The organism is Frondihabitans sp. GW821-FHT04F02, assembly GCF_059420045.1.
On record NZ_JBWKSZ010000001.1, the window covers coordinates 70528 to 92626 of the forward strand.

25 protein-coding genes and 1 pseudogene are annotated in these 22099 nt (G+C 65.1%); 12 read left to right on the plus strand and 14 right to left on the minus strand.

What is annotated here, in order from left to right:
* Positions 1–32: 32 nt before the first annotated feature.
* Positions 33–785, minus strand: a complete 753-nt coding sequence (locus AC07TY_RS00345; protein ID WP_494783984.1) for a hypothetical protein — start codon at positions 783–785, stop codon at positions 33–35.
* 181 nt (positions 786–966) lie between these two features.
* Between AC07TY_RS00345 and AC07TY_RS00350 the strand changes: the two genes are divergently transcribed.
* From AC07TY_RS00350 to AC07TY_RS00370, 5 genes are all read left to right on the plus strand, one after another.
* Positions 967–1188, plus strand: a complete 222-nt coding sequence (locus AC07TY_RS00350; RefSeq protein WP_494783985.1) for a hypothetical protein — start codon at positions 967–969, stop codon at positions 1186–1188.
* Positions 1189–1229: 41 nt separating this feature from the next.
* Positions 1230–1793 carry a TlpA family protein disulfide reductase gene (locus AC07TY_RS00355; protein WP_494783986.1) on the plus strand — a complete coding sequence of 188 codons (564 nt, stop codon included), beginning with the start codon at positions 1230–1232 and terminating at the stop codon, positions 1791–1793.
* Between the two features lie 104 nt (positions 1794–1897).
* Positions 1898–2155 carry a hypothetical protein gene (locus tag AC07TY_RS00360; RefSeq protein WP_148061144.1) on the plus strand — a complete coding sequence of 86 codons (258 nt, stop codon included), beginning with the start codon at positions 1898–1900 and terminating at the stop codon, positions 2153–2155.
* Positions 2152–2604: a ribbon-helix-helix domain-containing protein gene (locus AC07TY_RS00365; protein ID WP_123505061.1), complete on the plus strand. Its 453-nt coding sequence runs from the start codon at positions 2152–2154 to the stop codon at positions 2602–2604. The genes AC07TY_RS00360 and AC07TY_RS00365 overlap by 4 nt, the downstream gene beginning before the upstream one ends.
* Positions 2605–2663: 59 nt before the next feature.
* A complete protein-coding gene (locus AC07TY_RS00370; protein WP_488626615.1) occupies positions 2664–3173 on the plus strand; it encodes a hypothetical protein in 510 nt (169 codons plus the stop codon).
* Positions 3174–3187: 14 nt separating this feature from the next.
* Here the strand turns inward: AC07TY_RS00370 and AC07TY_RS00375 are convergent, their stop codons facing one another.
* Together AC07TY_RS00375 and AC07TY_RS00380 are read right to left on the minus strand one after the other, a co-directional pair.
* Positions 3188–3595, minus strand: coding sequence for a RidA family protein (locus AC07TY_RS00375; protein ID WP_123505059.1), 408 nt, complete (start codon positions 3593–3595; stop codon positions 3188–3190).
* A 65-nt stretch (positions 3596–3660) separates the two neighbouring features.
* Positions 3661–3969 (minus strand): hypothetical protein, encoded by a 309-nt coding sequence (locus tag AC07TY_RS00380; protein ID WP_148061142.1) that lies wholly within the window; start codon positions 3967–3969, stop codon positions 3661–3663.
* Between the two features lie 143 nt (positions 3970–4112).
* Here AC07TY_RS00380 and AC07TY_RS00385 point away from each other — a divergent pair, with 143 nt between their 5' ends.
* Positions 4113–5033 carry a DUF1963 domain-containing protein gene (locus AC07TY_RS00385; protein ID WP_494783987.1) on the plus strand — a complete coding sequence of 307 codons (921 nt, stop codon included), beginning with the start codon at positions 4113–4115 and terminating at the stop codon, positions 5031–5033.
* 51 nt (positions 5034–5084) lie between these two features.
* Here AC07TY_RS00385 and AC07TY_RS00390 read toward each other — a convergent pair whose 3' ends face one another.
* Positions 5085–6032, minus strand: coding sequence for an alpha/beta hydrolase family protein (locus AC07TY_RS00390; protein WP_494783988.1), 948 nt, complete (start codon positions 6030–6032; stop codon positions 5085–5087).
* Positions 6033–6151: 119 nt separating this feature from the next.
* Between AC07TY_RS00390 and AC07TY_RS00395 the strand changes: the two genes are divergently transcribed.
* Positions 6152–6760, plus strand: a complete 609-nt coding sequence (locus AC07TY_RS00395; protein ID WP_494783989.1) for a TetR/AcrR family transcriptional regulator — start codon at positions 6152–6154, stop codon at positions 6758–6760.
* A 528-nt stretch (positions 6761–7288) separates the two neighbouring features.
* Here the strand turns inward: AC07TY_RS00395 and AC07TY_RS00400 are convergent.
* Positions 7289–7840: a hypothetical protein gene (locus AC07TY_RS00400; RefSeq protein ID WP_494783990.1), complete on the minus strand. Its 552-nt coding sequence runs from the start codon at positions 7838–7840 to the stop codon at positions 7289–7291.
* A 281-nt stretch (positions 7841–8121) separates the two neighbouring features.
* Positions 8122–8853, minus strand: coding sequence for an SDR family oxidoreductase (locus AC07TY_RS00405; protein ID WP_123505053.1), 732 nt, complete (start codon positions 8851–8853; stop codon positions 8122–8124).
* A gap of 110 nt (positions 8854–8963) precedes the next feature.
* Between AC07TY_RS00405 and AC07TY_RS00410 the strand changes: the two genes are divergently transcribed.
* Positions 8964–9518, plus strand: coding sequence for a TetR/AcrR family transcriptional regulator (locus AC07TY_RS00410; RefSeq protein WP_488626611.1), 555 nt, complete (start codon positions 8964–8966; stop codon positions 9516–9518).
* A 107-nt stretch (positions 9519–9625) separates the two neighbouring features.
* Here AC07TY_RS00410 and AC07TY_RS00415 read toward each other — a convergent pair whose 3' ends face one another.
* Positions 9626–10219 (minus strand): TetR/AcrR family transcriptional regulator C-terminal domain-containing protein, encoded by a 594-nt coding sequence (locus tag AC07TY_RS00415; RefSeq protein WP_123505051.1) that lies wholly within the window; start codon positions 10217–10219, stop codon positions 9626–9628.
* Between the two features lie 76 nt (positions 10220–10295).
* Between AC07TY_RS00415 and AC07TY_RS00420 the strand changes: the two genes are divergently transcribed.
* The gene (locus AC07TY_RS00420; RefSeq protein WP_494783991.1) at positions 10296–11576 is read left to right on the plus strand and encodes an FAD-dependent monooxygenase; all 1281 of its coding nucleotides are present in this window, start codon (positions 10296–10298) and stop codon (positions 11574–11576) included.
* The gene (locus tag AC07TY_RS00425) at positions 11540–12250 is read left to right on the plus strand and encodes an amidohydrolase family protein (RefSeq protein ID WP_494784539.1); all 711 of its coding nucleotides are present in this window, start codon (positions 11540–11542) and stop codon (positions 12248–12250) included. Before AC07TY_RS00420 ends, AC07TY_RS00425 begins: the two co-directional genes overlap by 37 nt.
* 3 nt (positions 12251–12253) lie before the next feature.
* On the opposite strand, the gene AC07TY_RS00430 is transcribed toward AC07TY_RS00425, so the two are convergent.
* Both AC07TY_RS00430 and AC07TY_RS00435 read right to left on the minus strand, forming a co-directional pair.
* On the minus strand, positions 12254–12928 hold the full coding sequence (locus AC07TY_RS00430; protein WP_494783992.1) for a hypothetical protein: 675 nt from the start codon (positions 12926–12928) through the stop codon (positions 12254–12256).
* 11 nt (positions 12929–12939) lie between these two features.
* Complete coding sequence (locus AC07TY_RS00435; RefSeq protein ID WP_494783993.1) at positions 12940–14673, minus strand: CocE/NonD family hydrolase; 1734 nt, start codon at positions 14671–14673, stop codon at positions 12940–12942.
* Between the two features lie 118 nt (positions 14674–14791).
* Between AC07TY_RS00435 and AC07TY_RS00440 the strand changes: the two genes are divergently transcribed.
* Positions 14792–15406, plus strand: a complete 615-nt coding sequence (locus AC07TY_RS00440) for a TetR/AcrR family transcriptional regulator (RefSeq protein WP_494783994.1) — start codon at positions 14792–14794, stop codon at positions 15404–15406.
* Positions 15407–15806: 400 nt separating this feature from the next.
* On the opposite strand, the pseudogene AC07TY_RS00445 reads toward AC07TY_RS00440, so the two are convergent.
* Positions 15807–16680, minus strand: a pseudogene (locus tag AC07TY_RS00445) (oxidoreductase).
* A 126-nt stretch (positions 16681–16806) separates the two neighbouring features.
* Here AC07TY_RS00445 and AC07TY_RS00450 point away from each other — a divergent pair.
* Complete coding sequence (locus tag AC07TY_RS00450; protein WP_494783995.1) at positions 16807–17226, plus strand: winged helix-turn-helix transcriptional regulator; 420 nt, start codon at positions 16807–16809, stop codon at positions 17224–17226.
* 120 nt (positions 17227–17346) lie between these two features.
* On the opposite strand, the gene AC07TY_RS00455 is transcribed toward AC07TY_RS00450, so the two are convergent.
* Genes AC07TY_RS00455 through AC07TY_RS00470 form a run of 4 tightly spaced genes read right to left on the minus strand, consistent with a single transcriptional unit; the run spans position 17347 to position 22076 of the window.
* On the minus strand, positions 17347–19005 hold the full coding sequence (locus AC07TY_RS00455; RefSeq protein WP_494783996.1) for a beta-galactosidase: 1659 nt from the start codon (positions 19003–19005) through the stop codon (positions 17347–17349).
* Positions 19002–19919, minus strand: coding sequence for a carbohydrate ABC transporter permease (locus AC07TY_RS00460; protein ID WP_494783997.1), 918 nt, complete (start codon positions 19917–19919; stop codon positions 19002–19004). Before AC07TY_RS00460 ends, AC07TY_RS00455 begins: the two co-directional genes overlap by 4 nt.
* Entirely contained in the window at positions 19916–20854 is a 939-nt protein-coding gene (locus tag AC07TY_RS00465; RefSeq protein WP_494783998.1) for a carbohydrate ABC transporter permease, read from the minus strand. Before AC07TY_RS00465 ends, AC07TY_RS00460 begins: the two co-directional genes overlap by 4 nt.
* Positions 20847–22076 carry an ABC transporter substrate-binding protein gene (locus AC07TY_RS00470; protein ID WP_494783999.1) on the minus strand — a complete coding sequence of 410 codons (1230 nt, stop codon included), beginning with the start codon at positions 22074–22076 and terminating at the stop codon, positions 20847–20849. The genes AC07TY_RS00465 and AC07TY_RS00470 overlap by 8 nt, the downstream gene beginning before the upstream one ends.
* Positions 22077–22099: the final 23 nt, after the last annotated feature.

Consider the following 22099-nt stretch of genomic DNA (forward strand, 5'->3'; position numbering starts at 1 on the left):
GAAGTCCCCGTTCGGGTCGGGCGCGGCGGGCCTCAGTCGAACTCGGCGGGCCTCGGTGTCGTGGCGTGGTCGAGGAAGTCGGCGATGTCGAGCACTTCCTGCATCTCATCCCGGGCCTGGGCTGTCGCGATGGAGGTGAGCGCGCCGTCGGAGTAGTCGACGACGCTCTCGTGCTCGGCATTCGACAGCGCCGCACGCAGATGCATTGCCGTCGTGTAGTCGAGGCGGACATCGAACGAGCGGTGCGGGTCGACCATGCAGAAATCGCCGAGGCGCAGGATCCGCAGCACCCGTGCAGCCCACCGGGCCCGGCGCTCACTCAGCCGCGAGGCGGAGATCTGCCAGTCGTGCCGACCCCACTCGTCGTCTCGAGCGGCGTTCCATTCACCTGTGATGCGCTCGGTGTCGACAGGCGAGACAGCGTCGCCGGCTGCGAAGGCGGTGACGGCTGCGGTCATCTGAGCGACGAGCTCTCGCGGCACGAGCGGGAGGCTCCACTCCACGCGGCGGTTCTGCTCGAGCACCTCGATGAGGCCGGGGGCGTGCGCACGCTGGATGGTGAGAATGTGAGAGGTGTCATCGTCGTGATCGAGCATGCCCGTGATCTGGGCGATGACATCGTCCCGCCCCGGTGCCCCGGCACCCCGCCACCGACCGAATTCGCGCTTCGGTTCCCGCGGGTGACGCGGATCGTTCGTGCGCACGACCGGGATCCGGAGCGCCGTCCACTCGAGTCCCGCGACCGTGATCGCGATCCGGCTGCCGTCGACGGCTTCGAGCTTCATGCCTCGATGATGGCGCATCGCCGGCTGTCCGCGTGGTTCCCTCACCCCGGCAGCTTGCGCTGCGGTGACCGGACGAGGCGGATCGTATCCTGATCGGGCAGCCCCGTCTTCTCTCGTACGTCCGAGATCCTGAGAAGCGGGCGCGCCTCCTAGAGTGGTGCTCCAAGCGGAGGAGCGCACCATGACGACATCGAGACGGCTCGGGGTAGCCGCGACGGTCATCCTGATCGTCGGCATCGCCCTCGCTGCCACCGGTCTCATCGCCAGCGCCCAGGACACTGGCGACGGCGCGAACATCGGCGCCGGCCTGCTGGTTGTCGCGGGTGCCGTGCTCGGGGTGGTCGGCCTGCTCGGTCTTCTCGTCCGGCTCGTCCTCTCGATGCGCCGGCCCGCTTCGCGCTAGGGCGCAGGAACTGCCCCACCGCCGTCCCCTACCCTGAACCCATGCGCCTCCGCCCCGCCCTCCTCGCCCTCGCAGCCGGTGCCCTCCTCGCCCTCGGCCTCACGGCGTGCTCCTCGAGCGCCGTCACGCAGCAGCCGGCCATCGCGAAGACGAAGCAGGTCACGGAGTACCCCGACGGTCGGCGCGGCACCCCCGTCGACTTCACCACCGACCTCGTCTCAGGAACGACGAAGACCGCGGCCGACTACCGGGGCAAGGTGCTCGTCGTGAACTTCTGGTACGCCTCGTGCCCGCCCTGCCGCGCCGAGGCGAAAGACCTTCAGTCGGTCAGTCAGGACACGAAGGCGAAGGCGACCTTCCTGGGCGTCAACGTCCGCGACGAGGTCGACACGATCACGGCCTACGACCGCACGTTCGGCGTCACCTACGACACGACGTCCGACGTCAGCCGCGCGGCCGTCCAGCTCGCCTTCGCCGGAACCCGCGGCCCCAACGCCACGCCCACCACGCTCGTCGTCGATCCGACCGGCCGGGTCAGCGCACGGATCCTCGGTGAGGCCGACCCGTCGACCCTGCGCGCGCTCATCAGGACGGCCGCCGAGTAGTCGTAGCCGACTCGTCATCAGGATCGCCTGCGGCGGCGGACCACTGGGCTCAGCCAAAGCGTTCCACGGATCTAATCTGTGGCACAACGGTGGTACAGTTGGCCATGCCGCCGATCCACTTTTCTCGCTCGTCTGAGAAGCACGGCATTCCTGAGGCCGACCAACGCCACGCGATCGCCAACCCGACCGTCGTCCAACTGGTCGAGCCCGACGTCCTCCTCATCATCGGTCACCCGCACGGGCAGACCGACCGATTGATTGAGATCCTCGTCCGGGCGCTTCCCTCGGGAGACAAGAACGTGTTCCATGCAATGGAGTTGGGGCCGAAGTTCCGGCCATTCCTAGAGGAGACGCAAGCATGATCGACAAGAACAGCGACGAAGACCTGGCCGACCCAACGATCCCGATCCCGACCTGGGAGAGCCGTCCGGGGCCGGTCACTGGTGACGAAGCCAAGGCGCTAGGACGAATGCTGCTCGACGACGCGGTTCCTGCCGACGACGTCATCACGCGCGCTCGCCGAGGCCCCGCCGCCCTTGGTGGATCGGGCGCTCAATCACCCGTCCTGCGCTTCCGGGTCGCAGAAGAAGAGCAGGCGGAGTTGCAAGAGCTAGCGCGAGTGACGCACCTCAATCAGAGCGCGCTCCTTCGCGAGGGGCTCCGCATGGTGCTCGCTCATTATCGCGACCCAGGCCTGGACTCGGGGAGCCCGGCCGTCCGGCTCGAGGCGACCGTCACGGTGCAGCTGTCGACGGCTGAGGTGAACGCGCTTCGCGCAGTCACGCAACGTGCCGACAATCTCGCCTCGTAAGGAGCAGTCGTAGCCGACTTGTTATCAGGACCGCCTGCCCGGCCACCTAGTCTCGGGGCATGGCGAAGCGACGTTTGCTCAGGCTGGGCGTCGGTCTCGCCGTAGCGGCCGCGGTCGTCGGGCTCCTGGTCTACGCCAACACGCGGCCACAGCAGGTGGCGCGGCTCGAGAGCGGGCAGAGGCAGATGCTGGCGGCGGTTCCCGAAGTTCCTGCGGCCGGAACCCGAGGGAGGACCAACCTCGAGATCCACGTGGTCGAGAAGGGTGGCAGGATCCCGGCCGACCTCGTGCCCGCGACTCTCGAGGCCACCGCGACGACGCCGAGCTCCATGGCGATCGGCGTGCGCTGGAGCTACGGCAACTGCGGCGTGCCGAACCGCGAGACCGACGTCTACCTCGACGAGACCCCCACGGAGGTGGTCGTCGACGTCTGGGACGACGTGCGACACGACCCGAGCATCCGCGCCTGCGGCGGGGTCGGCCTCGAGGGGAGCTGGACGCTCCACCTGAAATCGCCGCTCGGCTCGCGGCTCCTGAGGTATCACGAGGTGGTGCCGCCTCCGGCCTGATCTCCGACCCCGCGTCAGCCTCGCACCGCCGCCACGGCCTCGATCTCGACGAGCTGGTCGTCGTAGCCGAGCACCGTGACGCCGAGCAGCGTGCTGGGCACGTCGTGATCGCCGAAGGTCGTCCTGACGACCTCCCACGCGGTCCTGAGATCGGCGCGATCGGACGACGCGACCAGCACCCGCGTGCTGATGACGTCGTCGATCCCCGCGCCGGCCTCGCGGAGCGCGACGACCATGTTCTCCAGGCACTTCGCTGCCTGCCCGGCGAAGTCGCCGACACTCGCGGTCGAGCCGTCTGCGTTCAGCGGGCACGACCCGGCGAGGAAGACGAGCCGCGCGTCGGCCGGCGCGGTCGCGGCATACGCGTACTGCGCGACGCTCGACAGCTCGGCGGATCGGATCAGAGTGACGATCTTCGGCATGGCGCTCCCTTGCGAGGTCGGTGTGATGGGGGTGCAGTGAGGGGCCGTGCTGGTTGGCTCGCGACTCAGCTCGACCGCAGCGAGCGGATCACGGCGCCGGCGGCCACGCGGACGGCGATGACGACCACACCTGTGCACGCGAGCACCACCGCGACGACGACCGTGGTCCCAGCGAGTGACTGCAGCGGCGCGTAGCCGGCCTCGGTCGCGTGCGGCGTCTGGAACGGGACCGTCACGAGCACGACCGCCGCGACGATCAACGCGGCGCCGAGCCAGCTCAAGGCCCTCAGCGCAGGAACTGGCCCCAGCCCGTCATCAGCCCGAGCCTCGCGCGCTCGTGCCCCCTGCGCCTCGTACCCCTGGATCTGCTCCATCGTCGCTCCTTCCTCCCGTGAGAGTAGCGCCCTCGGTGCCGGGCGGGTGGGAGGCGCTCGGCGACCGAGTGGCCGGAGAGGGCCGGCGTGCAGTCCGCGCACGTTCTCAGTGATCCACCTCGCAGGACTGGAACCCTGAGGGCATGACGGAGGCGAACGAGAACACCGCTCCCATCCACAGCGCGCGATCGCTGGTCGTCGACTGGCTCGACCGGCCGAATCTCCGAGCGGCGCGTCTCGCGGACGAGCTGCAGTTCTCGATCGCCTGGTCGGAGCAGTCCCTTCCGCCGGGCGATCAGGAGCTGCAGGCCTCCGCGGCGGCCGGCGAAGGCGGTCTGTCGTGGCTGGGCGGTCCGGCGCTGGGAATCGCCGCCGAGGAGTGGCCCAGATGCCCTGATGGTATTCCGCTCGCCCACGTGGCCACGATCAACCTGTGGGCCGTGGACCAGTGCCTCGGTGTGGAGACACAAGCGGACTGGCCGAACGCGATCGGCGGACTGCCCGATCACGGGGTGCTGCAGGTGTTCCACGACCTGACTCAGACGCACGGCACGGACGCCGACGATCGGGCTAGGGGAGGGTGGAAAGTGCAGTGGATTCCCGACCCCGATTTCAGCGTGCTTGCGAATGGCCCCGCTGATCTCGAACTGCCCAGCGACGCGTGTCAGGCGTTTCACCTCTTCGCAACGTGGTCGATCCCAGCTGAGAGCGCCGCGGCGCGCGAATCGACGAAGGCGTTCACGGCCAACCAGAGGGCCCTGGAGGAATATCAGTGGATGTGGTCATGGCAGCGGACCATGATTCGCGGGAGCAGGCCCCTTCCGATCACTCACCTCTACGGCCACAGTCAGGCGGGCGGCCTCGAGGCGGTCGAGGCGATCCTGCCAGCGTGCCTGCCGCTGACGGAGCCTGGTGACCGGTACCGGCTCGTGCTCGACATCGAGAGCTGGACGACCCTCGAGGGCTGGTTCGGTGACGCGTGTCCGCTCGAGGTGTGGATGCGGCAGTCCGAACTCGATGCCCGTGATTTCGATTCCGCCTGGTGCATCGTTCGCGCGGATTGATGTCGGACTCCCGCTCGCAGCCGGGGCGCATGGATCGGTCCGGTACTGCACCTACGACTTAGTGTCGACATGCCCGATCGGATCGGCGCTGTCCCGGAATGCGGAGCGGGCAGCGGACCAGCTGCTCTCGTCGACTCGCAGAGCCGTCCGAAGGTATGCGGTGCTCATCCGCTGGATGACGGCGACCCGCTGCGGGTTCTCGTCGGTGGTCTCGGCCACTTCGTAGCCGACGATCCCACCGAGGGCGTGCTCAGCGCCGTGGAAAGTGAGGAGGTCGGTGGCGCCGGGGCTGTATGTGTAGGCGTCGGTGAACCAGTCGGGTCCGCGGCTGGACATCCTGGACTGGTCGTGATCGCCGGCGACAACGAGCGTGGGGCTGGTGAGCTCCTGGAACGAGGGTCGCATGAACGGGAAGTTCGCCTGAGCGAACGGATGCAGGTCATCGCCGCCGAGACCGGTTGCTGCGAACAGGATGCCCGCGGTGACGCGGCTGTCGGACATGTCCTCGCCGACGCGGCCGGCGTCGTCGACGATTCGCGCGCCGAGGAGCGACTGCGCTGTCTGCCCGCCCCAGGAGTGTCCGGTGGCGGCGACGCGGCTGCGGTCGATGCGACCGGCAAGCCCGGGGACGGCCGCCTCGAGGGTGTCGAGCTGGTCGAGGGTGCGGGTGAGATCCGCGATCCTCTCTCTCCAGATCGTCGGGAACACCGGGGAGTCGAACCCGAACCCGTTTCGGCGCGAGTCGAGGTGGGTGGGCTGGATCACGACGAACCCCTGCGATGCCCAGAACGCTGTGAGCGGTGCGTAGCCATCGAGGTTCCACCCATTGCCGTGCGAGAACACCACCACAGGGAGGTCTGTCCCGGTAGTCGGCGCCGACACGCGCACCTCCAACGGGACCGGTCGTCCGGGGGCAAACAGCCTGACGGGAGCGACGGAGACTACTGGAGTGCCGGTTCCGATAACGCCGTCCAGCGCATCGACGAGACTCGAGGTCATGGCTATTCCTCTCTACGGGTGCACTCTGCGATACTGCTTATCGGAGCGTCGTTCCGCAACGTTACGGAACAATGCTCCGAAATGCAAGGATGTGCGATCGACATAGGGAGGACGGGTCTATGGCTGAGACTGAGAGCGACCAGTCGCACCCTGCGCAGCCGCAAGTGGGCCGTCCGCGTCGAAGTCAGCAGGCACTTCTCGATGCGGCCGCAGCGGTCTTCGTCATCTCTGGCGTCGACGCGCCGGTGCGGGAGATAGCAGCGAGGGCCGGCGTTGGTGTGGGGACGATCTACCGTCACTTTCCGACGCGTCCGGAACTCGTCGTGGCGGTGTACCGGCACCAGGTCGAGGCGTGTGCCGAGGCCGGTCCACGGCTACTCGCGGAGAGCGCGACGCCCGAGGCGGCCCTGCGGGCATGGGTGGCACTGTTCGTGCAATTCCTCGTCACGAAACACGGCCTCGCCGACGCGCTCCACGGGGACAGCGCCGGTTCGGACGCGCTGCATACCTATTTCGTCAGCCGTCTCGTGCCGGTATGCGGTGACCTCCTCGAGGCAGCGCTCACGTCGGTTGACTTAGCTCCCTCGATCGATGCGTACAACGTGCTCAAAGGCATCGGCAACCTCTGCATCGGTGCCGCAAGCGACGCCCAGTACAAGGCCGGCGCCCTCGTGCAGCTACTCATCTCGGGCGTGCTCAGCCCATCTCGTGCCGCGACTGACATCTAGGGGCTGTCGCCCGGGTCGCGCTTATCGACGACTGGATCGAAACGGGGAGCCAGGCAATAGCGGCACACGGGTTAGTTCGAGAGTGCGGCGCGCAGCTTCTAGCTGTTGCTCCCGTCGACTGCTCGACAATGGGCATGTGCCGATTTCCGGACGCGCACGAATACGACCATCCCGAGAACGTCGCAACCGAGAAGAGCGGCGAATGCCACGTGCGCTGCGACCCACATGAGTCCACCATGCGGTAGCAACTGCGTAGGGTCGAAGCCACCTCGTGCCTCTGATCTGTCAACGGCCCACTCGTCAGCGTGCGACCAGAGAACGAAGAAGAGCAGGAAGGTCGCGTTCAGGGTGGCTGCAGCTGCTCCCAGCGCAATTGTGGTGGCCTTCGACGCTCGGGTCGGAACGGCCGAGGTAGGCGAGGCGATGATCGGCGCAGTCATGGTCACACGATAGGGGCCAGGCAACCTGGGCGGCGTCCGTCGGGAGAACGAAGAGAGTGGGCTCGCCGTGGCCGCCCTCGGGTGGTCTTCATTGGCCCCAGGGTCGCGAATCGCCCGGCCCGGGAGGGTTCATGACGAAGGATTCGGCGTCAGCTCGGTCCAGTGTGTAGGGATGGTTGTACCTGCCGAAGGTCCCGTTCTTGTCATAGGGGTCACGGGGCCGGACGATCGACGACCCACGTATGACAGCCAGGAGCACGTCGCGGTGATACAACTCGACCCCATCACCCGACATCACCATGACGCCTGCCGCTGTCACGTCAGCAACCCTGCTCGTCTTACCGCGGATCTGCACTTCGGAGGTCTTCTCGTTGGCAGCGAAAGGTCGGTACGTGTAAGCGAATCCGGCCCGCACGAGCAAACTGATGAGGAATCCCAGGAGCATTCCCGCTGGGAGGATGATCCACCACGGTGCATAGGGCGGGAGTGGGCCTGATTTGGTTACAAAGCCGCATACGGGGGTAGCGATGATCAGAATAGGCGTCAGCAATTCGAGGCGTTTCGCGTTTGCGGTGCGAAGCGCGTCATCGTCGAAGACGACCCAGTCTTCGGTGTTGACGCCATCGCGTTCCGATTTCATGGTCGGAAGATACCGCCGCAGTGGGAGGACGACTCAATCCTTATCTCGCCGTCGACGAAGAAGGAATCTCACGAATAGGGCAATTGCCAAAGCTGGAAGGACAACGATCAGGAAGAATCTGATCGTTTCCAGGACGTACTGGTTGTAGAGATAGTCGCCAGAGACGGACGCCAGCACCATTGCGACTCGCATGCGGCATTCTACCGCCGCCGAGGCTATGACTCCGAGTTACCGTGTCTCGGCACGGCTGCAGACGACTGCGACTCCCTGTCGTCGAGTCGTCACGCTTTCTTGAGCCACTCGACGAACGTGGGACCGACCGTCTCGACGTCACCGGCCGGGAGCAAAGCTCCGTCGCTGATCGCTCTCCACGTCGCACCCGGTAATGCCAGGGGAAGCCGCAGGGATTTGGTCGGCCGGACCCGTCTCACCATCTCACTCAAAGTCATCGACTCCGGGCCCGCGAGGTTGATGACGTCGCCGTGGCGGTGACCCACGGCGACGTCGGCAATGACCTGCGCGACGCCACTCAACGCAACGGGCTGGATGAGCATTCGTGGAACGAGCGCAACGGGCCCCGCGCCCATACGTTCGAGGGTCTGCTGCGCGAATTCAAACCACTGCGTCGTTCGAACAGTTGTGAGGTCCGCGCTCAATTCGTGCGCCAAATGCTCCTGGGCGGCCTTGCCGGCGAGGTACCCGTATCCCTGAACCTCAGGCAGCTCGCAATTCACGATCGACAAGAGCACGTGCTTAGCACCGACCAGTCGTGTGGCTTCCGAGATGGCGCGCGTGGACTTCGTGAAGAACTCGGTCGCCCTCTTCCGGCTCGTGGTGAACCGTCCGATGGCCTCCACGACGGCATCCGCGCCGTTGAGTCGGGAGGCTGCGTCGTCTCGGAGAACATCGAATCCTGTTGATCGCGACAGCAGCTCGACGGTCGCACCGCGCTCTACCAGTGCCCCCTGAATTGCCCTGCCCGAGATTCCTCCACCGATGACGATCGCTTTCACAGCATGCCTCCACAGTAACCAAAGCTCTACAGACGTAGAGACTCTAAGATTGTAGAGGGTGGGAGACGAGGAGCGATATGACGCGGCTAGACGACATCGGGGACGCCGGGGTGCGTCTGATCGCCCGCGGAGGTATCCGCGCGCTCACGCATCGTGCCGTCGACACAGAGGCAGAACTCCCTCCCGGTTCTACGACCTATTACGCCAAGACCCGCCGCGATCTCACGGCCCTCGTCGTCGACCGGCTCGCCGACTACACGCAGCAGGACCTCGATGGTCTCGTGGTGCCGCCGAGCCTCACGCCGGCGCAAGCGGCCGCAGTGGCCGTCGGCTTCCTCGAGCACCTGTCGTTGCGGGAAGATGCTCAGGCCGCGAGGTTCGCGCTCTTGTTCGAGCTGCGACACGACGATGAAATGCGTGCCGCTCTCACCGAGCAGGCCCCGGTGCGGCAGCTTCTGCTTCAAGCGGCAGAGGGCGTACTGCGAGCGTTGCACGTCCTTGACCCGTCTACTCATGCACGAGATCTCGTCGCCGTCGTCGATGCGCTTCTCATGTACGGCGCGGCGCGAGCAGCGACCTTTGACGCCACACGGATTCTCACTCTCTATCTCTCCGGGCTCCCTCGCCAGGCTCAGGACTTCGAGGGCAGTCGGGTACTTCTTTGACCGACCAAGGTTGGCGTTGGCCCAGAGCGCACACTAGGGGGTCGGCTATCGAGACTCCGAACTATGAGAGGCAAGTAGTACCGGTGTTCCCGGTGTACTGAAGCGCGTCAGAGTCGTCTAGCTTTAGCGGTTGCGGTGGAGCCTTCGAGACCGGTGAGCAGCATCAGGAGGCCTGCCTCGAAGGCTTGTTTGTGTGTTGGGGCAACGGGCTGCTCGACTGCGTCTGGCGAGGCCCCGTCCGCGTCGGGGTCTGCCTGTTGCTCGAGGGCGCTGCCAACAGTGAACCTGCTCGCAGCGAGCATCCCCGTGATTGCATCCTGCTCGGCCACGCCGGCCTCGATGAGGAACGCGAACTTCCGCAGGAGCCGTTCCCGGGAGGCGCCGTCGGGGACGGAGCCAGCGTGGAGGCGTGCCCCGTCGCGATGCGCCAGGAGGGCACCGCGGAAACTCCGGTAGTTCTCCAGGAACCACGACTTCCAGTCGTCGCCGACCTGCGGTAGCGGAAGCTCCTCGTGCCGCTCAAGCGCGGCCGCGGCCATGGCTGCCAGTAATTCCTGCTTGTTCTTGAAGTGCCAATACAGAGACGGCTGCTCTACCCCGAGTCGCCGAGCAACAGCACGGGTACTGACCCCATCCAGGCCCACGTCATCGAGCAGCGCCAACGCTTCCCGGACCACTGCCCCTCTATCGATCTTCGCCATGCTTGACAATCTATCACCGATAGGCGCATGCTTCGGGCACAGCAACTATCACCGATAGATTAATGGGAGCAATGTCATGGTCGCGGAGAAGAAGAAGTCATTGAGGGTCCTCATTGCAGGCGGTGGAGTCGCCGGTCCTGCACTGGCGTTCTGGTTGGCGCGAGCCGGTCATCGGGTCACGGTGGCGGAGCGGTACCCAGCGCTCCGGGCAACAGGAGCGCAGGTCGACCTGCGCGGGCAGGGCATCGAGGCGATCGTCGCGATGGGCCTGTTGGACGAGGTCCGGGCGCATCTCGTCACCGAGCCCGGTGTCGCATTCGTGAACGGAGCCGGACGACAGCTCGGAGCCATCATGGCGAACACCTCCGGTGAGGGAAAGCAGACCTTCACCTCCGAGTTCGAGATCATGCGCGGCGACCTCGTCCGTATCCTCCACGACGCCACGAAAGAGGACGTCGACTATCGCTTCGGGCTGACCGTCGACGGGTTCGACCTGGCACAGGACCAGGTCACCGCCCACTTCTCCAACGGCTCCGAGGAGACCTTCGATCTGCTCGTGGGAGCTGACGGTCAGGGATCCCGAATCCGACGAGCCATCCTTCCTGAGGGAGCGGACGTCTACTGGCGGACCGGTTTGCACATGGCGTATTGGTTCGTGCCTCGAATCGCCTCCGACAGCGACATGCGAGAGACCTACGCCGCGCCGGGTGGCCGGCAGATCATGCGGCGCAGCCACAACGCGGCCGAGACGCAGGCGTACTTCATCGTCCGCGACTCGTCGGCTCAGGCCTCGGCAATCCACCGCGCTCCGATCGCGGACCAGCAACGGCTCTGGAGTGACCGGTTCCGGAATGCCGGTTGGCAGACGCAGCGGTTCACCGACGGTATGGAAGAGGCACCGTTCTTTTACTCGCAGGAAGTGTTGCAGGTCCGCACCGGCACCTGGTCGAAGGGCCGCGTCGTCCTGCTCGGAGATGCCGCGCACTGCGCCTCGCCTTATAGCGGTATGGGCATCTCGGGCGGGCTTGTCGGGGCGTACGTCCTCGCTGGTGAGATCAACGCCACGCCCGACGACCTGGAGGGCGCCCTACGCCGGTATGACTTGACCCTTCGCCCCTTCGTTGATGAGATCCAGGCCGTGGTGAAACCTCGTCTGCTGGCGTTCGGGTTCCCGCGGCGGAGACTTGCTGTCGCTGCGCTCCAGGCGGCGTTCTCCGTGGCCTGCGCCCTCCGCATCCCCGAACGCGTCGCAGCACGAGCTACGACGGATCGAGGTGGCGCGTGGGCTCTTCCCCACTATAAGCAAGCATCGGCTGAATCATCGGCGCAACGGATTTCTGCAGACCGCGCCCGGTAGCTGATCGCCTCTCGTTCTTCGCGTCCCTTCCCGTCCCGGATGTCGTCGGTGCCGTTCGGGAGGCGCGGCGGGCGATGGGCGAGCTGGGCGCGGTCGGGGTTGTGCTCGAGTCGAACGCCCACGGCCAGTACTTGGGCGACCCTGCGCTCGAACCGCTCTGGGCGGAGCTCGACCAACGGCACGCCGTCGTCTTCGTGCATCCGACGTCTCCGGTCGGGTGGGAGAAGACGGCTCTGGGGCGTCCGCGTCCGATGCTGGAGTTCCTGTTCGACAGCACGCGCAGCATCGTCGACCTCGTATTCGCTGGAGTGTTGACGCGGTACCCGAATCTGCGCGTGATCGTGCCGCACTCCGGCGCGACCCTTCCGTTCCTGTCGGACCGTATCGCCCTGTTCCAGCAGCTATTCCGCGCGGCCAGCGATGCAATGCCCTGGTCGGAGGCGATGCGCCGGCTGTGGTTTGACACCGCGGGTACCCCGTTCCCGACCGACATCCCGGTCCTGGAGAAGGTCGCAGGATCCGAGCACATCGTCTACGGCAGCGACTCCTGCTGGACCCCGGCCGCCGGTGTCGACGCGCAGATCGCGACCATCGATGCAGCACCTGCCCCGGAGGGAGCCTCGAGCTGGCGGGAGCTCACCACCCGCAATGCCGGAGCCCTCCTTGGCCGCTGACCGTCATCCGGCCCGGAGCTCCTGTGCAGCGCGCAGGATCCAGGTGCGAAACTCCACGGCGAAGTGCTCGAGGTGCTGCTCGATCACGTCCGGGGCGCAGGTCGCCGGGAGCGTCACCGACAGCCGCGCAGTGAAGCCGTCCTCCTCTTCGTCGAACGCGTTGGCGATGGATCCGACGACAGTGCCGTCGGTGAGGAGCATGTGTGACCGACGACCCGCAGGTTTCCCCGCGGGGAGCTCCTGGTCGACGATGATACTGGCGTCGTAGGGCCGCATGAAGAATGAGCACACCCGGTCGTGCAGGGTCTCGACGATGTTGACGTTCGCACCGGGTTCAGCGTGGATCGAGTAGTGCTCGGGGTTTCCGGCAAGCATGACGTCCTCCCTCGCGAAGGCTCGGGCCAGCCATCTCGTGAACTCGTCGGCGGTGATGCCGTGGGCGCGGAGGGTGGTCGTGCCGGTCGCCTCCTCGCCGGCCGACCGGGACAGGTGATTACGCAGGAACGCGTCGCCGTCGGCGATCTCGTCGGCGAGGAGGTCAAGGATGCGGTCGCGGCCGAGCCTCTCCTTCAACAGGGCGAGTGCTCGGCGGGCGCCGAAGAGTTCGTAGCCGTCGATGGTCGAGTCACTGTCGTCACCCTCGAGACGGACGGTGGGGGTGCTGGATCCTGCGGTCATGGTCTCGGCCTTCACTTCTGGACGGGGAGCTGAAGGTAGGAGGCGTGCTCGCCGCCGGTGTGGATCACGTGCTGGCCGGAGTTCTGGCCGACGTACTCCCGGATGCCCGGCATCAAGGTGCCGAGAAGATTCTTCGAGCTGACGACGAACCGCAGCTGCTCCCCCGGGTGGAAGGCGAGGCCGACCGGTAGCAGGTCGATGTCCAGCTCGACGATCTCGCCCTCGCCGAGCTTTTCGATGCGGTCGAAGGTGTGCGCCGGCACGTCGTCGGTCGCGAGGTGCTCGTCGAGGTGACGGGCGGACGCGCGGAGGCGACCGTCCGAGCCCTTGTACCGCAGGATCGTGGCGCCGTGGTCGGTGAGATCGTGCGCCATCGCCGAGACATTCGGCACCGTGAATGCCTGCAGCGGTGTGCCCCAGCGGTCGAGCTTCTGCACGAGGACGAAGAGATCCATGTCGTCGGATCCGCGGGCCTCGACGAACAGGTGCGCCTTCGGGTAGCCGACCAGGGTCGTCTCCTCGTCGAACCAGGTCAGGAACGACACTGCGGACGGGTTGGAGTCGACCGCGTAGACCGCCTCGACCGCATCGGAGGAAGCGACGGCCGAGAGCGTGCGGGTGCGGCCGTCGAGGTAGAACCTCGTCGAGCTGACGTCGGCCGGCGGGAAGGACTCGGCCGGGACATTGACGCGGTCGCCGCCCTCGAGGTCGAGCACCGAGTACCGGACCGTCGGGGTCGTCTCCCACCCGTTGTGGATGCCCTTGAGGTAGTGGTCGAAGAAGCGGCGCAGGTCGTCGACGTTCTGCGCGTCGTAGTAGTCGGGCCACTCCTGGGAGTTGTGGATCCGCAGCCACTTATCCGCCGACGCCATGCGGCGCCAGGCACGAAACGTGCCCGCCGTGTGGAGGGTGTTCGAGTAGCTGGCGACCACGTAGGCCGGCACGGTGATCTTCTCGAAATCGGGGATCTTGTTCTCCCACAAGTCGTCCATCAGCGGGTGGGCCTCGACCTCCGAGAGAATGTCCTCCTTCCTGTTCGTGCCGAAGAAGCTGCCGTCCTGCAGCTGCTGCGCGAACCCGGTGTCGGGCATGCCGCCGCGCATCACGAGGTCGCGGTACACGTCGCTGACGCCCTCCCACGGGTTAATCGCGACGAGGTGCGGAGGCTGCTCGGCGGCAGTGAACCACTGCGACACGGCGAGGTACGAGGTGCCGCTCATGCCGACCTTGCCGTCGCACCACTCCTGCTCGGCCAGCCACTCGATCACGTCGTAGCAGTCGCGCCCCTCCTGGCGATCCCACAGCACGCTGTCGCCCTCAGAATCGACGACGCCGCGAACGTCGACGTTCGCGATCGCGTAGCCGCGCGCGCACCAATACGCAGGATCCGGCGCCTCGAACTTCTCCAGCCCAGAGACCTCGCTGTTGGCGATCCCCACCAAGCCGAAGACGCCCATCACGCTGACCGAGGTGCCCTGCGCCTTCCCATACGGGCTCCACGCCACGATCACCGGGAACGGCCCCTCGCCGGTGGGCCGAAAGACGTCGAGGTGCAGGGTGGTGCCGTCTCGCAACTGGACGGCGGTGTCCTTCTCGAAGACGACGTCGACCGGCAGCGGCTTGAACTGCGGTGCGATCCGGAAGCCGGCCTCGAGCGTCCGCGTGCCGGGCTCGAAGGGGGTCAGAATCCCGGTCCGGGGTGCGGGCAGCGGGGTGGACGGGACGTACATCCTCTGGTCGGTCATCAGGGCTCCTTCTTCTGGCGAGGCCGTCGTCGGACTCGTGCCGTGGAGAGCGTAAGACCAATTGCCGCAAAACTCAACAGTTGTTGAGATCAGCGGCTGGGGCGCCTATCCTGATGCCATGGCCATCTCGGCAACAGACCCCTCTGCATTGCGCGTCGGCCGTCGGCGCGGCCCGGTCAGCAGTCGTGACGACGTGTTGGCCGCGGCGCGGGCACGCTTCGCCCGAGACGGCTACACGGCGACGACGATCCGTGTCATCGCGACCGACGCAGGCGTCGACCCCTCGCAGGTCATGCAGTTCTTCGGCTCGAAAGATGACCTGTTCGCCGCCGTCATGGCGATCCCCGCCTCGGCGCTCACCCGCTTCGACACGGCGTTCGAAGCGCCCGAGGAGCACATCGGAGAGCACGTGGTCCGTGCCTACCTCGAAGCGTGGGAGGGTGCAGCTGCAGAATCGGAACCGCTCATGGCGATGCTTCGGGGCGCCGTCGTCAACGAGAACGCCAGCAGGCAGCTCCGCGACTTCATCCAGTCCCGCCTCGCCCACGGCATGAAGGGACGAGGGGACGACGCGCTCCTCCGCGCAGGCTTGGCCGCATCCATGTTGATCGGCGTCATACTGAGCCGCCGCATAATCGGCGTGCCCGCCCTCGTCCGAGCCGACACCGACACGCTCGTGCATACCGTCGGACCCGCGATCCAAGCCATCCTCGGACACGCGACACTCAAATGACGCCCGACCGCTTCGAGATGCCCATCGGGCATTCTCAACGCTCTTGAGGGCTGCGAGCCGGTTCCTGTCCACACGACCCAAGCCTTGGGAGAGTGGGGAGTTTCGGCCAGTCGCTCCCGTAAGCCCGTGAGACGTCTCGACAATCTATAGTTTTTCAAGACCCTGTGAGGCCACTTGAAAAACGAAGCGGCGTGTTCTGACGCTCGTTTCATCTCGATCCGCAGGCAAGGTGGATCGAGGGCGCCCGGATGCCAAAGCTAAGAGCGAACCGGTGGTTGCAGTTGTCCGCCCTTCACGGTTTATCTCAGCGTGTGGCAAATGTAGATTTCGGTGTTCCTTGGTCCTGAATGTCGACGATGTAATCTGTCGTGTGCCCATCGTTCGTCTTGCGCGGTTCGGTTCACCGCCCGATCTGGTCGAGTTCGGCGAGATCGCCCGGAGTCAGTGTCAAAGCGGCTCCCGCGACGTTCTCGCGTAGGTGTGCGACGGAGGAAGTGCCCGGAATCAGGAGGATGTTCGGCGACCGCTGAAGCAGCCAGGCCAAAGCGACGGCCATTGGAGTGGCGCCGACCCGTGTCGCGACAGTCGAGAGGGCCTCGGATTGAAGGGGGCTGAAGCCTCCGAGGGGGAAGAAAGGCACATAGGCGATGCCCTCGGCCGCGAGTTGGTCGATAAGGTCGTCATCTCCACGGACGGCGAGGTTGAACATGTTTTGAACGCTGACGATCGGCGCGATGGTTTGGACCTCGGCAACCTGCTCCGTGGTGGCGTTACTGATGCCGAGGTGTCGGATGAGCCCCTCCTGCTGTAGTTCCACCAGCGTCTCGAACGCCTGGCCCACTGATTCGGCCACTGGCCCCTGGGCATTGCCGACTCGCAAAATTCACGAGGTCGAGGGTGTCAACTCCGATCGCAGAGAGGTTCTCCCTGACTTGCTGCCGCAACTGTTCGGGTTCGCGGGCCGTGGGCCAGCCGCCCTGGGCGTCGCGGTTCGCGCCGACCTTGGTGACGATGTGGAGGGACTCGCTGTAGGGGTGGAGGGCTTCACGGATGATGTCGTTGGTGACACGTGGCCCGTAGGCGTCGCTGGTGTCGATGTGCGTGATGCCGAGCTGAACAGCTTCGCGAAGGACTGCATGGGCCGCACTTCGGTCGGCCGGGGGTCCCATGACCCAGGGGCCGGCGAGTTGCATGGCTCCGTAGCCGAACCGGGTGACTTCGAGGTTGCCGAGCTGCCAGGTGCCGCCGGGGAGCGTGGGGGCTGCTGTCGTCATGGTGGTGCCTTTCGGTGGAACGGGGTGGTGCCATGTGGCTCCGTGATTCATTCTTGGGAAGTAGCTTCCGCTTGGGAAGTACGCACCTTCAGGTGCCTTGATACCGCTAGGGAATGAGGAGTCGCGATGCCCACGATGACGGCAGCAGAGAGACGAGCCGAGAGCAAGGCGAAGTACAATGTTTTCCGGGCGGTGTGCCCGAGTCAGAAGCTTCTCGACCGGATCTCCGACAAATGGGTCACCCTTATTCTGACGGCATTGGGAAGCGGGCCGGAGTGCGCAGGGGAACCTGCACCCATGCGTTATTCCGAGCTAGCCCGAACACTCGCAGGGGTGAGTCCGAAGATGCTCACGCAGACCCTGCGCTCTCTCGAGAACGACGGCCTCTTGATTCGGACAGCCGAGCCGACTGTGCCGGTGACCGTCACCTACGAACTGACCGATCTCGGCCTCTCTCTGCAGGACGCCATTCGCGGCCTTAAACGATGGGCAGAGGAACACATGGACGAGGTCATCTCGAAGCGTGAAGCACACATCGCGAAGTGATCAAGCCTGGATGTGAACGTCGTTTCAAAGACGGGTCTTTTTCTGGGCCGGTCGAACTGGCCACATCTTTCCAGAATCCAGGACACTAGCCGGACTCCCATTAACAGGTCGGTCGGGAACTCAGGTCACGAGCAAGATTGCGACACCCAGCTTCCCCAAGGGGACGAGGCGTTTGTTGCCACGGCCTGCCAGGGCGACGTTGGTGACCGCATCACTAAGGTTCCATTTGGGGTCGAAAAGTCCGATCGGCACACGCATGTCCGTGGCGGGTTCGCCGTCGTTCTTCCATCGGACGATGATGACGACCCGCCGCCCGTCTGGATGGTGGAGCACGCGCGCCAGAACTCCGGGGCTCGTCGCGATGGGCGGTGGTCCTCCGAGTGTGTTGTGGGCGCTGAGGTCGAATTGCCGGCCGGAGGTGACGGCGAGCCGGGCTGCGTATTCGTCGTCGTCGTATCCGGCCCGTGCTTCGGGGTCATCCCAAGCGGTGCTCGGTGCCGCCTGGGTGCCACGGATCCGATAGGCGGAGATTCGGTCGGCGGGATCCCACTTGATTTTCGTGTCGGCGATCGTGGTGAAAGCAGACAGGTCGGGGACGGCCCGCAACGTGACTAGGAGTTCCTTCAGGGCATGGCCGAGCGGGGTGATTGTCCCGTCGTTGTCGATGGGAGCGTGTTCCCAGTTTTCCCGGTTGACGAGCATGTACAGGTTGAAACCGTGGTAGCCGAACGCCAGCGCTGACGTCCACCAGGCGATCATTTCCGTCACGGTGGGGTCGGGGTAGTCGACTGGTTCTCCGGGTGAGCGCCAAATTCCGGCTTGCATTTCCGGTGCCCAGCGAAGCGGCGTGCTCGTGGTTCTAACCTGGGCGGCTGCCAGGGCGAGGCCGGTGAGATCCTGCTCGTCCAAGGGTGGAATGAAGTAGTGGTCTTCGCCGACGACGGTGTCGGTGAGTGTCTCGGCAATTGTGGAACCATCTTGTGGCCAGCCCCGGACAGGGTGAGTGTTCAGGTTGATGCTCCCGGCCAGGTGTCCCGCCCCGGCACGCTCGAACGTCGCTTTGAGCCATTCCAGGTACTCGTCGACGTAGCGTCGTTGCCACTGGGCCCAGGTGATTTCCACCGGTGATGGTGCCGATGGTCCTGTGGTTCGGGGCTGCGGTGGGATGGCGTCGGGACCGGCGAACTCGCGCCAGGAGACTAGAGCGTCGGGGTGGTGGTCGAACCCGTACATGGTGTCTTGGAACCCGAGGGAGGGTTCGTTGTCGTATTGCGTGGCGACGATGGGGCCATTGGCGCCGGTGAACTCAGCGAGGTCCGACCAGACGTTGTGGATCCAGTCGCTGACGTGTTTGCGGTACGTGACGCTGGCATAGCTCGGCATGGGGTGCTTGAAAGGCGGGTTGTACCCGGACACGGGTTGACCCTGCCAGTCGAGGGCGATGATGCTGTCGTTCTCTAGAAGCCAGTCGGGGAACCCTCCACCGGGTTCTTCCGCGCAGATCCACGGGCCCGGTTTCAGGATGACCCGCAGGCCGATGTCACGGCACAGGCCGAGGAACCGGTGCACGTTTAGTTCGGGCCCGTGAACACCGGTCAGGTTGAACGAGCCCGGTGTCGGTTCGAGTCGTCGCCAGGAGAGATAGGTGGCGATGGTGCTGATGCCGATCTCTTTGACGGCGCGGAGTGCTGGTTCCCATGTGTCGGGGTTCATTCGCCAGAACTGTACTTCGCCGCTGACGGGCAACTCCCCGTCGAGGAACAGTGGGTGGCGGGTCATCCTTTGACGCCTCCGGCGAGGGCTCCGCCAAGGAGCCATTTCTGGATGAAGATGAACAGCACCAGGGACGGGATCAGAATGAGGACGCTCATGGCGGAGACGTCATTCATGTGGACCTGGAATGCAGAGCTGAGCTGGGATAGGCCCACGGGGAGGGTGCGTTTGTCGTCGGAACTGGTGAACGTCAGGGCGTAGATGAACTCTTCCCAGGCACCGATGAAGAGAAAGATCCCGGTGGCGATGACTCCTGGCCGTGCTGCCGGGAGGACGACGCTGAACAGGGACCGGAACCAACCGGCCCCGTCGATGCGGGCCGCTTCGTCAAGTTCTCGGGGGATCTCGTCGAACGAGGTCTTCATCAGCCACACCCCGAGAGGCGCCGACGCGGCAACCCCTGCAAGGACCAAAGCGGGCAGTGTGTCGTACAGGCCGATGTGGGAAATGAGCCAGAAGAGCGGGATGATCAGCAACACGCTGGGGAACATTTGGGTCATGATCAGTCCGATGAGCATGAACCGCTTGCCGCGAATGTCGAAACGGGACAGGGCGTACCCGCCGAGGATGCCGATGAGCAACCCGATGCCGACGGTGGCGACGGAGACAATGGCGGAGTTCAGGAACCAGAACCCGACGGCACCTCGAGAGAGGACGTATCCGTAGCTTTCCAGGGTGGGGTTTTGGGGGATGAGTGTCGGCGGGCTGCGGAAGATCTCCGTGTTGTTCTTGAACGACGACGACACCGTCCAGAGGACCGGGATGGCGGCGAAAAGTCCGATGATGACAGCGATGACTCGTGCGACGATCGTGCCTGGACGGACGGGAACCCGACGTCGCCGTGTCGTCGTGCTGGTCGACGTTGCGGTGGCGATGGTCGCGGATTGCGGGTTCGCCGGCTGCTGGAGGGTGGTGGTCATTTTAGGGCGTCTTTTCCAAGTGAACGGACGTAGATGAGTGATCCGGCGGCGACAATGACGAACAGGAAGACGGACAGGGCGGACGCGTAGCCGAAGTTGAAGTTCTGGAATGCGTTCTTGTAGACGAAGGTGGTGAGAATGTCACTGGCTCCGTCGGGGCCGCCTTGCGTCATCACGTAGATGAGTCCGAAGTTGTTAAAGGTCCAGATCAAGGACATCAGTGTGCTGAGGAGGATGATTGGGCGCAGCAACGGCAGCGTGATGAAGATGATGGTCTGTGCGGAGCGTGCACCGTCGACTTTCGCCGCTTCGTACACCTCGTCCGGGATGGATGCCATGCCGCTGAGCAGCATGACCATGATGAACGGGAATCCGCGCCAGATGTTTGTCGCCATCACGGCGCCGAGTGCGGTGTGCGGGTCACTGAGCCATGCGTGCTGCAGAGAACCCAGACCGATGTTCTTGAGGACATCGTTGATGAGACCCAATTGGGGTTGGTACAGCGACCGCCACGACATGGCTCCCACGATGATGGGTGTCGCCCAAGGGAGGACATAAAGGGAGCGGAGCCACGTCCAGGCCCGGCCTTGGAGGCTCTCCCGGACGAGTATCGCGGCAGCGAAGGCGATGACGAACTGCAAGATCACCGAACCGAATGTCCAAATCGCGCTCTGAAGGAGAACGGGAGCGAGAGCTTTATCTCCGCCGATCTCGAGGTAGTTCGAGATTCCGGTGAACGTCCAGCCGGTGTGTCTGCTCGGGTTGACGTCGAAGAACGATTCGATGACGACGAACACGATGGGGAACCCGATGACGACGGCGGAGGCGATCGTGATGGGGGCGAGCATGATGGCGGGCACGAACCGGTCGGGCCGCCGGCGGGGCCGGCGCACCTTTGCGGGCGCGCCGGCTAGGCGGAGAGAGGTGTCAGCCATTGAGGGAGTCATCCGATTTCTGTACGGCGTCCTTCAGGGCCTTGGCGGGAGTCTCCGCCCCGGACAGCGCGGCGTTGACGGCGTTGCCGAGGGCGGTGTCCACGTCAGCGGCACGGGCGACGGTCGGTCGCGACTGCGAAGCGTCGATGATCTTTCCGAAGGTCACGATGTTCGCGTCGTCTTTGAAGGGAGCCTGCTGATAGAGGGAATTTTTCGAGGGGACGAAGCCGAGGGTTTCGGCCCAGTCGGTCTGCACCTTGTCGGAGCCGAACCATTTCAGGAAGGCGACGGCTTCCTTCTGGTGGGAGCTGTTCTTCAGGACCGCGAGGTCGAGTCCGCCGAGCACGGAGGCGCTTTCCGTATCACTGGGCAGCGGCGCGACGCCCCACTGCGAGTCTTTCAGGCCCGAGTCTTTGAGGATGGATGTCATGTACGGCCCGGAGGTGAACATGGCGAGGTTGCCGTTGGTGAAGGGCCCGCGGACGTCATCTTCTGTGGCTGAGGCCATACCGGGCGGCATACCGTTCTTCTGCAGGTCGCTCCACAAGGTCAGCGCTCGGACGGCGTTTGCGGAATCGAAGGTCGCCTTCGTGCCGGAGGAGTTCAGGACTTCGGCTCCGGACTGCCACAGCCACGGGTAGAACTCGTACGCTCCCCAGCCGCCGAAGAGGCCGACCCCGTACTTGCCCCCGCCGGTGAGTTTCTGGGCATCATCTTTCAGTTCCTCCCAGGTGGTGGGAGGGGCGCTGATGCCCGCTGCGGTGAGCATGTCTTTGCGGTAGAACATCGCCAAGGTAGAGACGTCCTGGGGGAGGCCGTAGACGTGACCGTTCTTCGTGGCGGCCTCGAGAGTGTTGGCGAAGTAGTCAGACTTCGTCCCGAGCGCATCATCGACGGGGGCGAGGAAACCGGATGCGGCGTACTGGGACACCTTCGGGGGTTCGAGGCGAACGATGTCGGGGCCTTTCCCGGCGCTGATCTGTGTGACGAGCTTGTCGTAGTAGGACGAGTCGTTGTCGCGGACCACGTTGATGGTCACGTTCGTGTGTTCTGACTCGTACTCCTTGACGAGTTTTTTCAGCTCCGTTGACTCGGAGTCGGAGAACTGGTTCTGGAAGGTGAGTGTCACCTTCCCTCCGGCGCTGGAGGATCCGCTGGCGCAGCCGGTCAGGGCGAGGCCGACGAGGGCGGTGACGGTCAGGGTGGTGAGGAGCTTCTTCATCGAAGTTCGTTCTTTCTTTCTCG

Bases quoted from the DNA above. Each gene is read 5' to 3' on its own strand.
- AC07TY_RS00345 (WP_494783984.1), bottom strand. From the start codon at position 785: ATGAAGCTCGAAGCCGTCGACGGCAGCCGGATCGCGATCACGGTCGCG.
- AC07TY_RS00350 (WP_494783985.1), top strand. From the start codon at position 967: ATGACGACATCGAGACGGCTCGGGGTAGCCGCGACGGTCATCCTGATC.
- AC07TY_RS00355 (WP_494783986.1), top strand. From the start codon at position 1,230: ATGCGCCTCCGCCCCGCCCTCCTCGCCCTCGCAGCCGGTGCCCTCCTC.
- AC07TY_RS00360 (WP_148061144.1), top strand. From the start codon at position 1,898: ATGCCGCCGATCCACTTTTCTCGCTCGTCTGAGAAGCACGGCATTCCT.
- AC07TY_RS00365 (WP_123505061.1), top strand. From the start codon at position 2,152: ATGATCGACAAGAACAGCGACGAAGACCTGGCCGACCCAACGATCCCG.
- AC07TY_RS00370 (WP_488626615.1), top strand. From the start codon at position 2,664: ATGGCGAAGCGACGTTTGCTCAGGCTGGGCGTCGGTCTCGCCGTAGCG.
- AC07TY_RS00375 (WP_123505059.1), bottom strand. From the start codon at position 3,595: ATGCCGAAGATCGTCACTCTGATCCGATCCGCCGAGCTGTCGAGCGTC.
- AC07TY_RS00380 (WP_148061142.1), bottom strand. From the start codon at position 3,969: ATGGAGCAGATCCAGGGGTACGAGGCGCAGGGGGCACGAGCGCGCGAG.
- AC07TY_RS00385 (WP_494783987.1), top strand. From the start codon at position 4,113: ATGACGGAGGCGAACGAGAACACCGCTCCCATCCACAGCGCGCGATCG.
- AC07TY_RS00390 (WP_494783988.1), bottom strand. From the start codon at position 6,032: ATGACCTCGAGTCTCGTCGATGCGCTGGACGGCGTTATCGGAACCGGC.
- AC07TY_RS00395 (WP_494783989.1), top strand. From the start codon at position 6,152: ATGGCTGAGACTGAGAGCGACCAGTCGCACCCTGCGCAGCCGCAAGTG.
- AC07TY_RS00400 (WP_494783990.1), bottom strand. From the start codon at position 7,840: ATGAAATCGGAACGCGATGGCGTCAACACCGAAGACTGGGTCGTCTTC.
- AC07TY_RS00415 (WP_123505051.1), bottom strand. From the start codon at position 10,219: ATGGCGAAGATCGATAGAGGGGCAGTGGTCCGGGAAGCGTTGGCGCTG.
- AC07TY_RS00420 (WP_494783991.1), top strand. From the start codon at position 10,296: ATGGTCGCGGAGAAGAAGAAGTCATTGAGGGTCCTCATTGCAGGCGGT.
- AC07TY_RS00430 (WP_494783992.1), bottom strand. From the start codon at position 12,928: ATGACCGCAGGATCCAGCACCCCCACCGTCCGTCTCGAGGGTGACGAC.
- AC07TY_RS00435 (WP_494783993.1), bottom strand. From the start codon at position 14,673: ATGACCGACCAGAGGATGTACGTCCCGTCCACCCCGCTGCCCGCACCC.
- AC07TY_RS00440 (WP_494783994.1), top strand. From the start codon at position 14,792: ATGGCCATCTCGGCAACAGACCCCTCTGCATTGCGCGTCGGCCGTCGG.
- AC07TY_RS00450 (WP_494783995.1), top strand. From the start codon at position 16,807: ATGCCCACGATGACGGCAGCAGAGAGACGAGCCGAGAGCAAGGCGAAG.
- AC07TY_RS00455 (WP_494783996.1), bottom strand. From the start codon at position 19,005: ATGACCCGCCACCCACTGTTCCTCGACGGGGAGTTGCCCGTCAGCGGC.
- AC07TY_RS00460 (WP_494783997.1), bottom strand. From the start codon at position 19,919: ATGACCACCACCCTCCAGCAGCCGGCGAACCCGCAATCCGCGACCATC.
- AC07TY_RS00465 (WP_494783998.1), bottom strand. From the start codon at position 20,854: ATGGCTGACACCTCTCTCCGCCTAGCCGGCGCGCCCGCAAAGGTGCGC.
- AC07TY_RS00470 (WP_494783999.1), bottom strand. From the start codon at position 22,076: ATGAAGAAGCTCCTCACCACCCTGACCGTCACCGCCCTCGTCGGCCTC.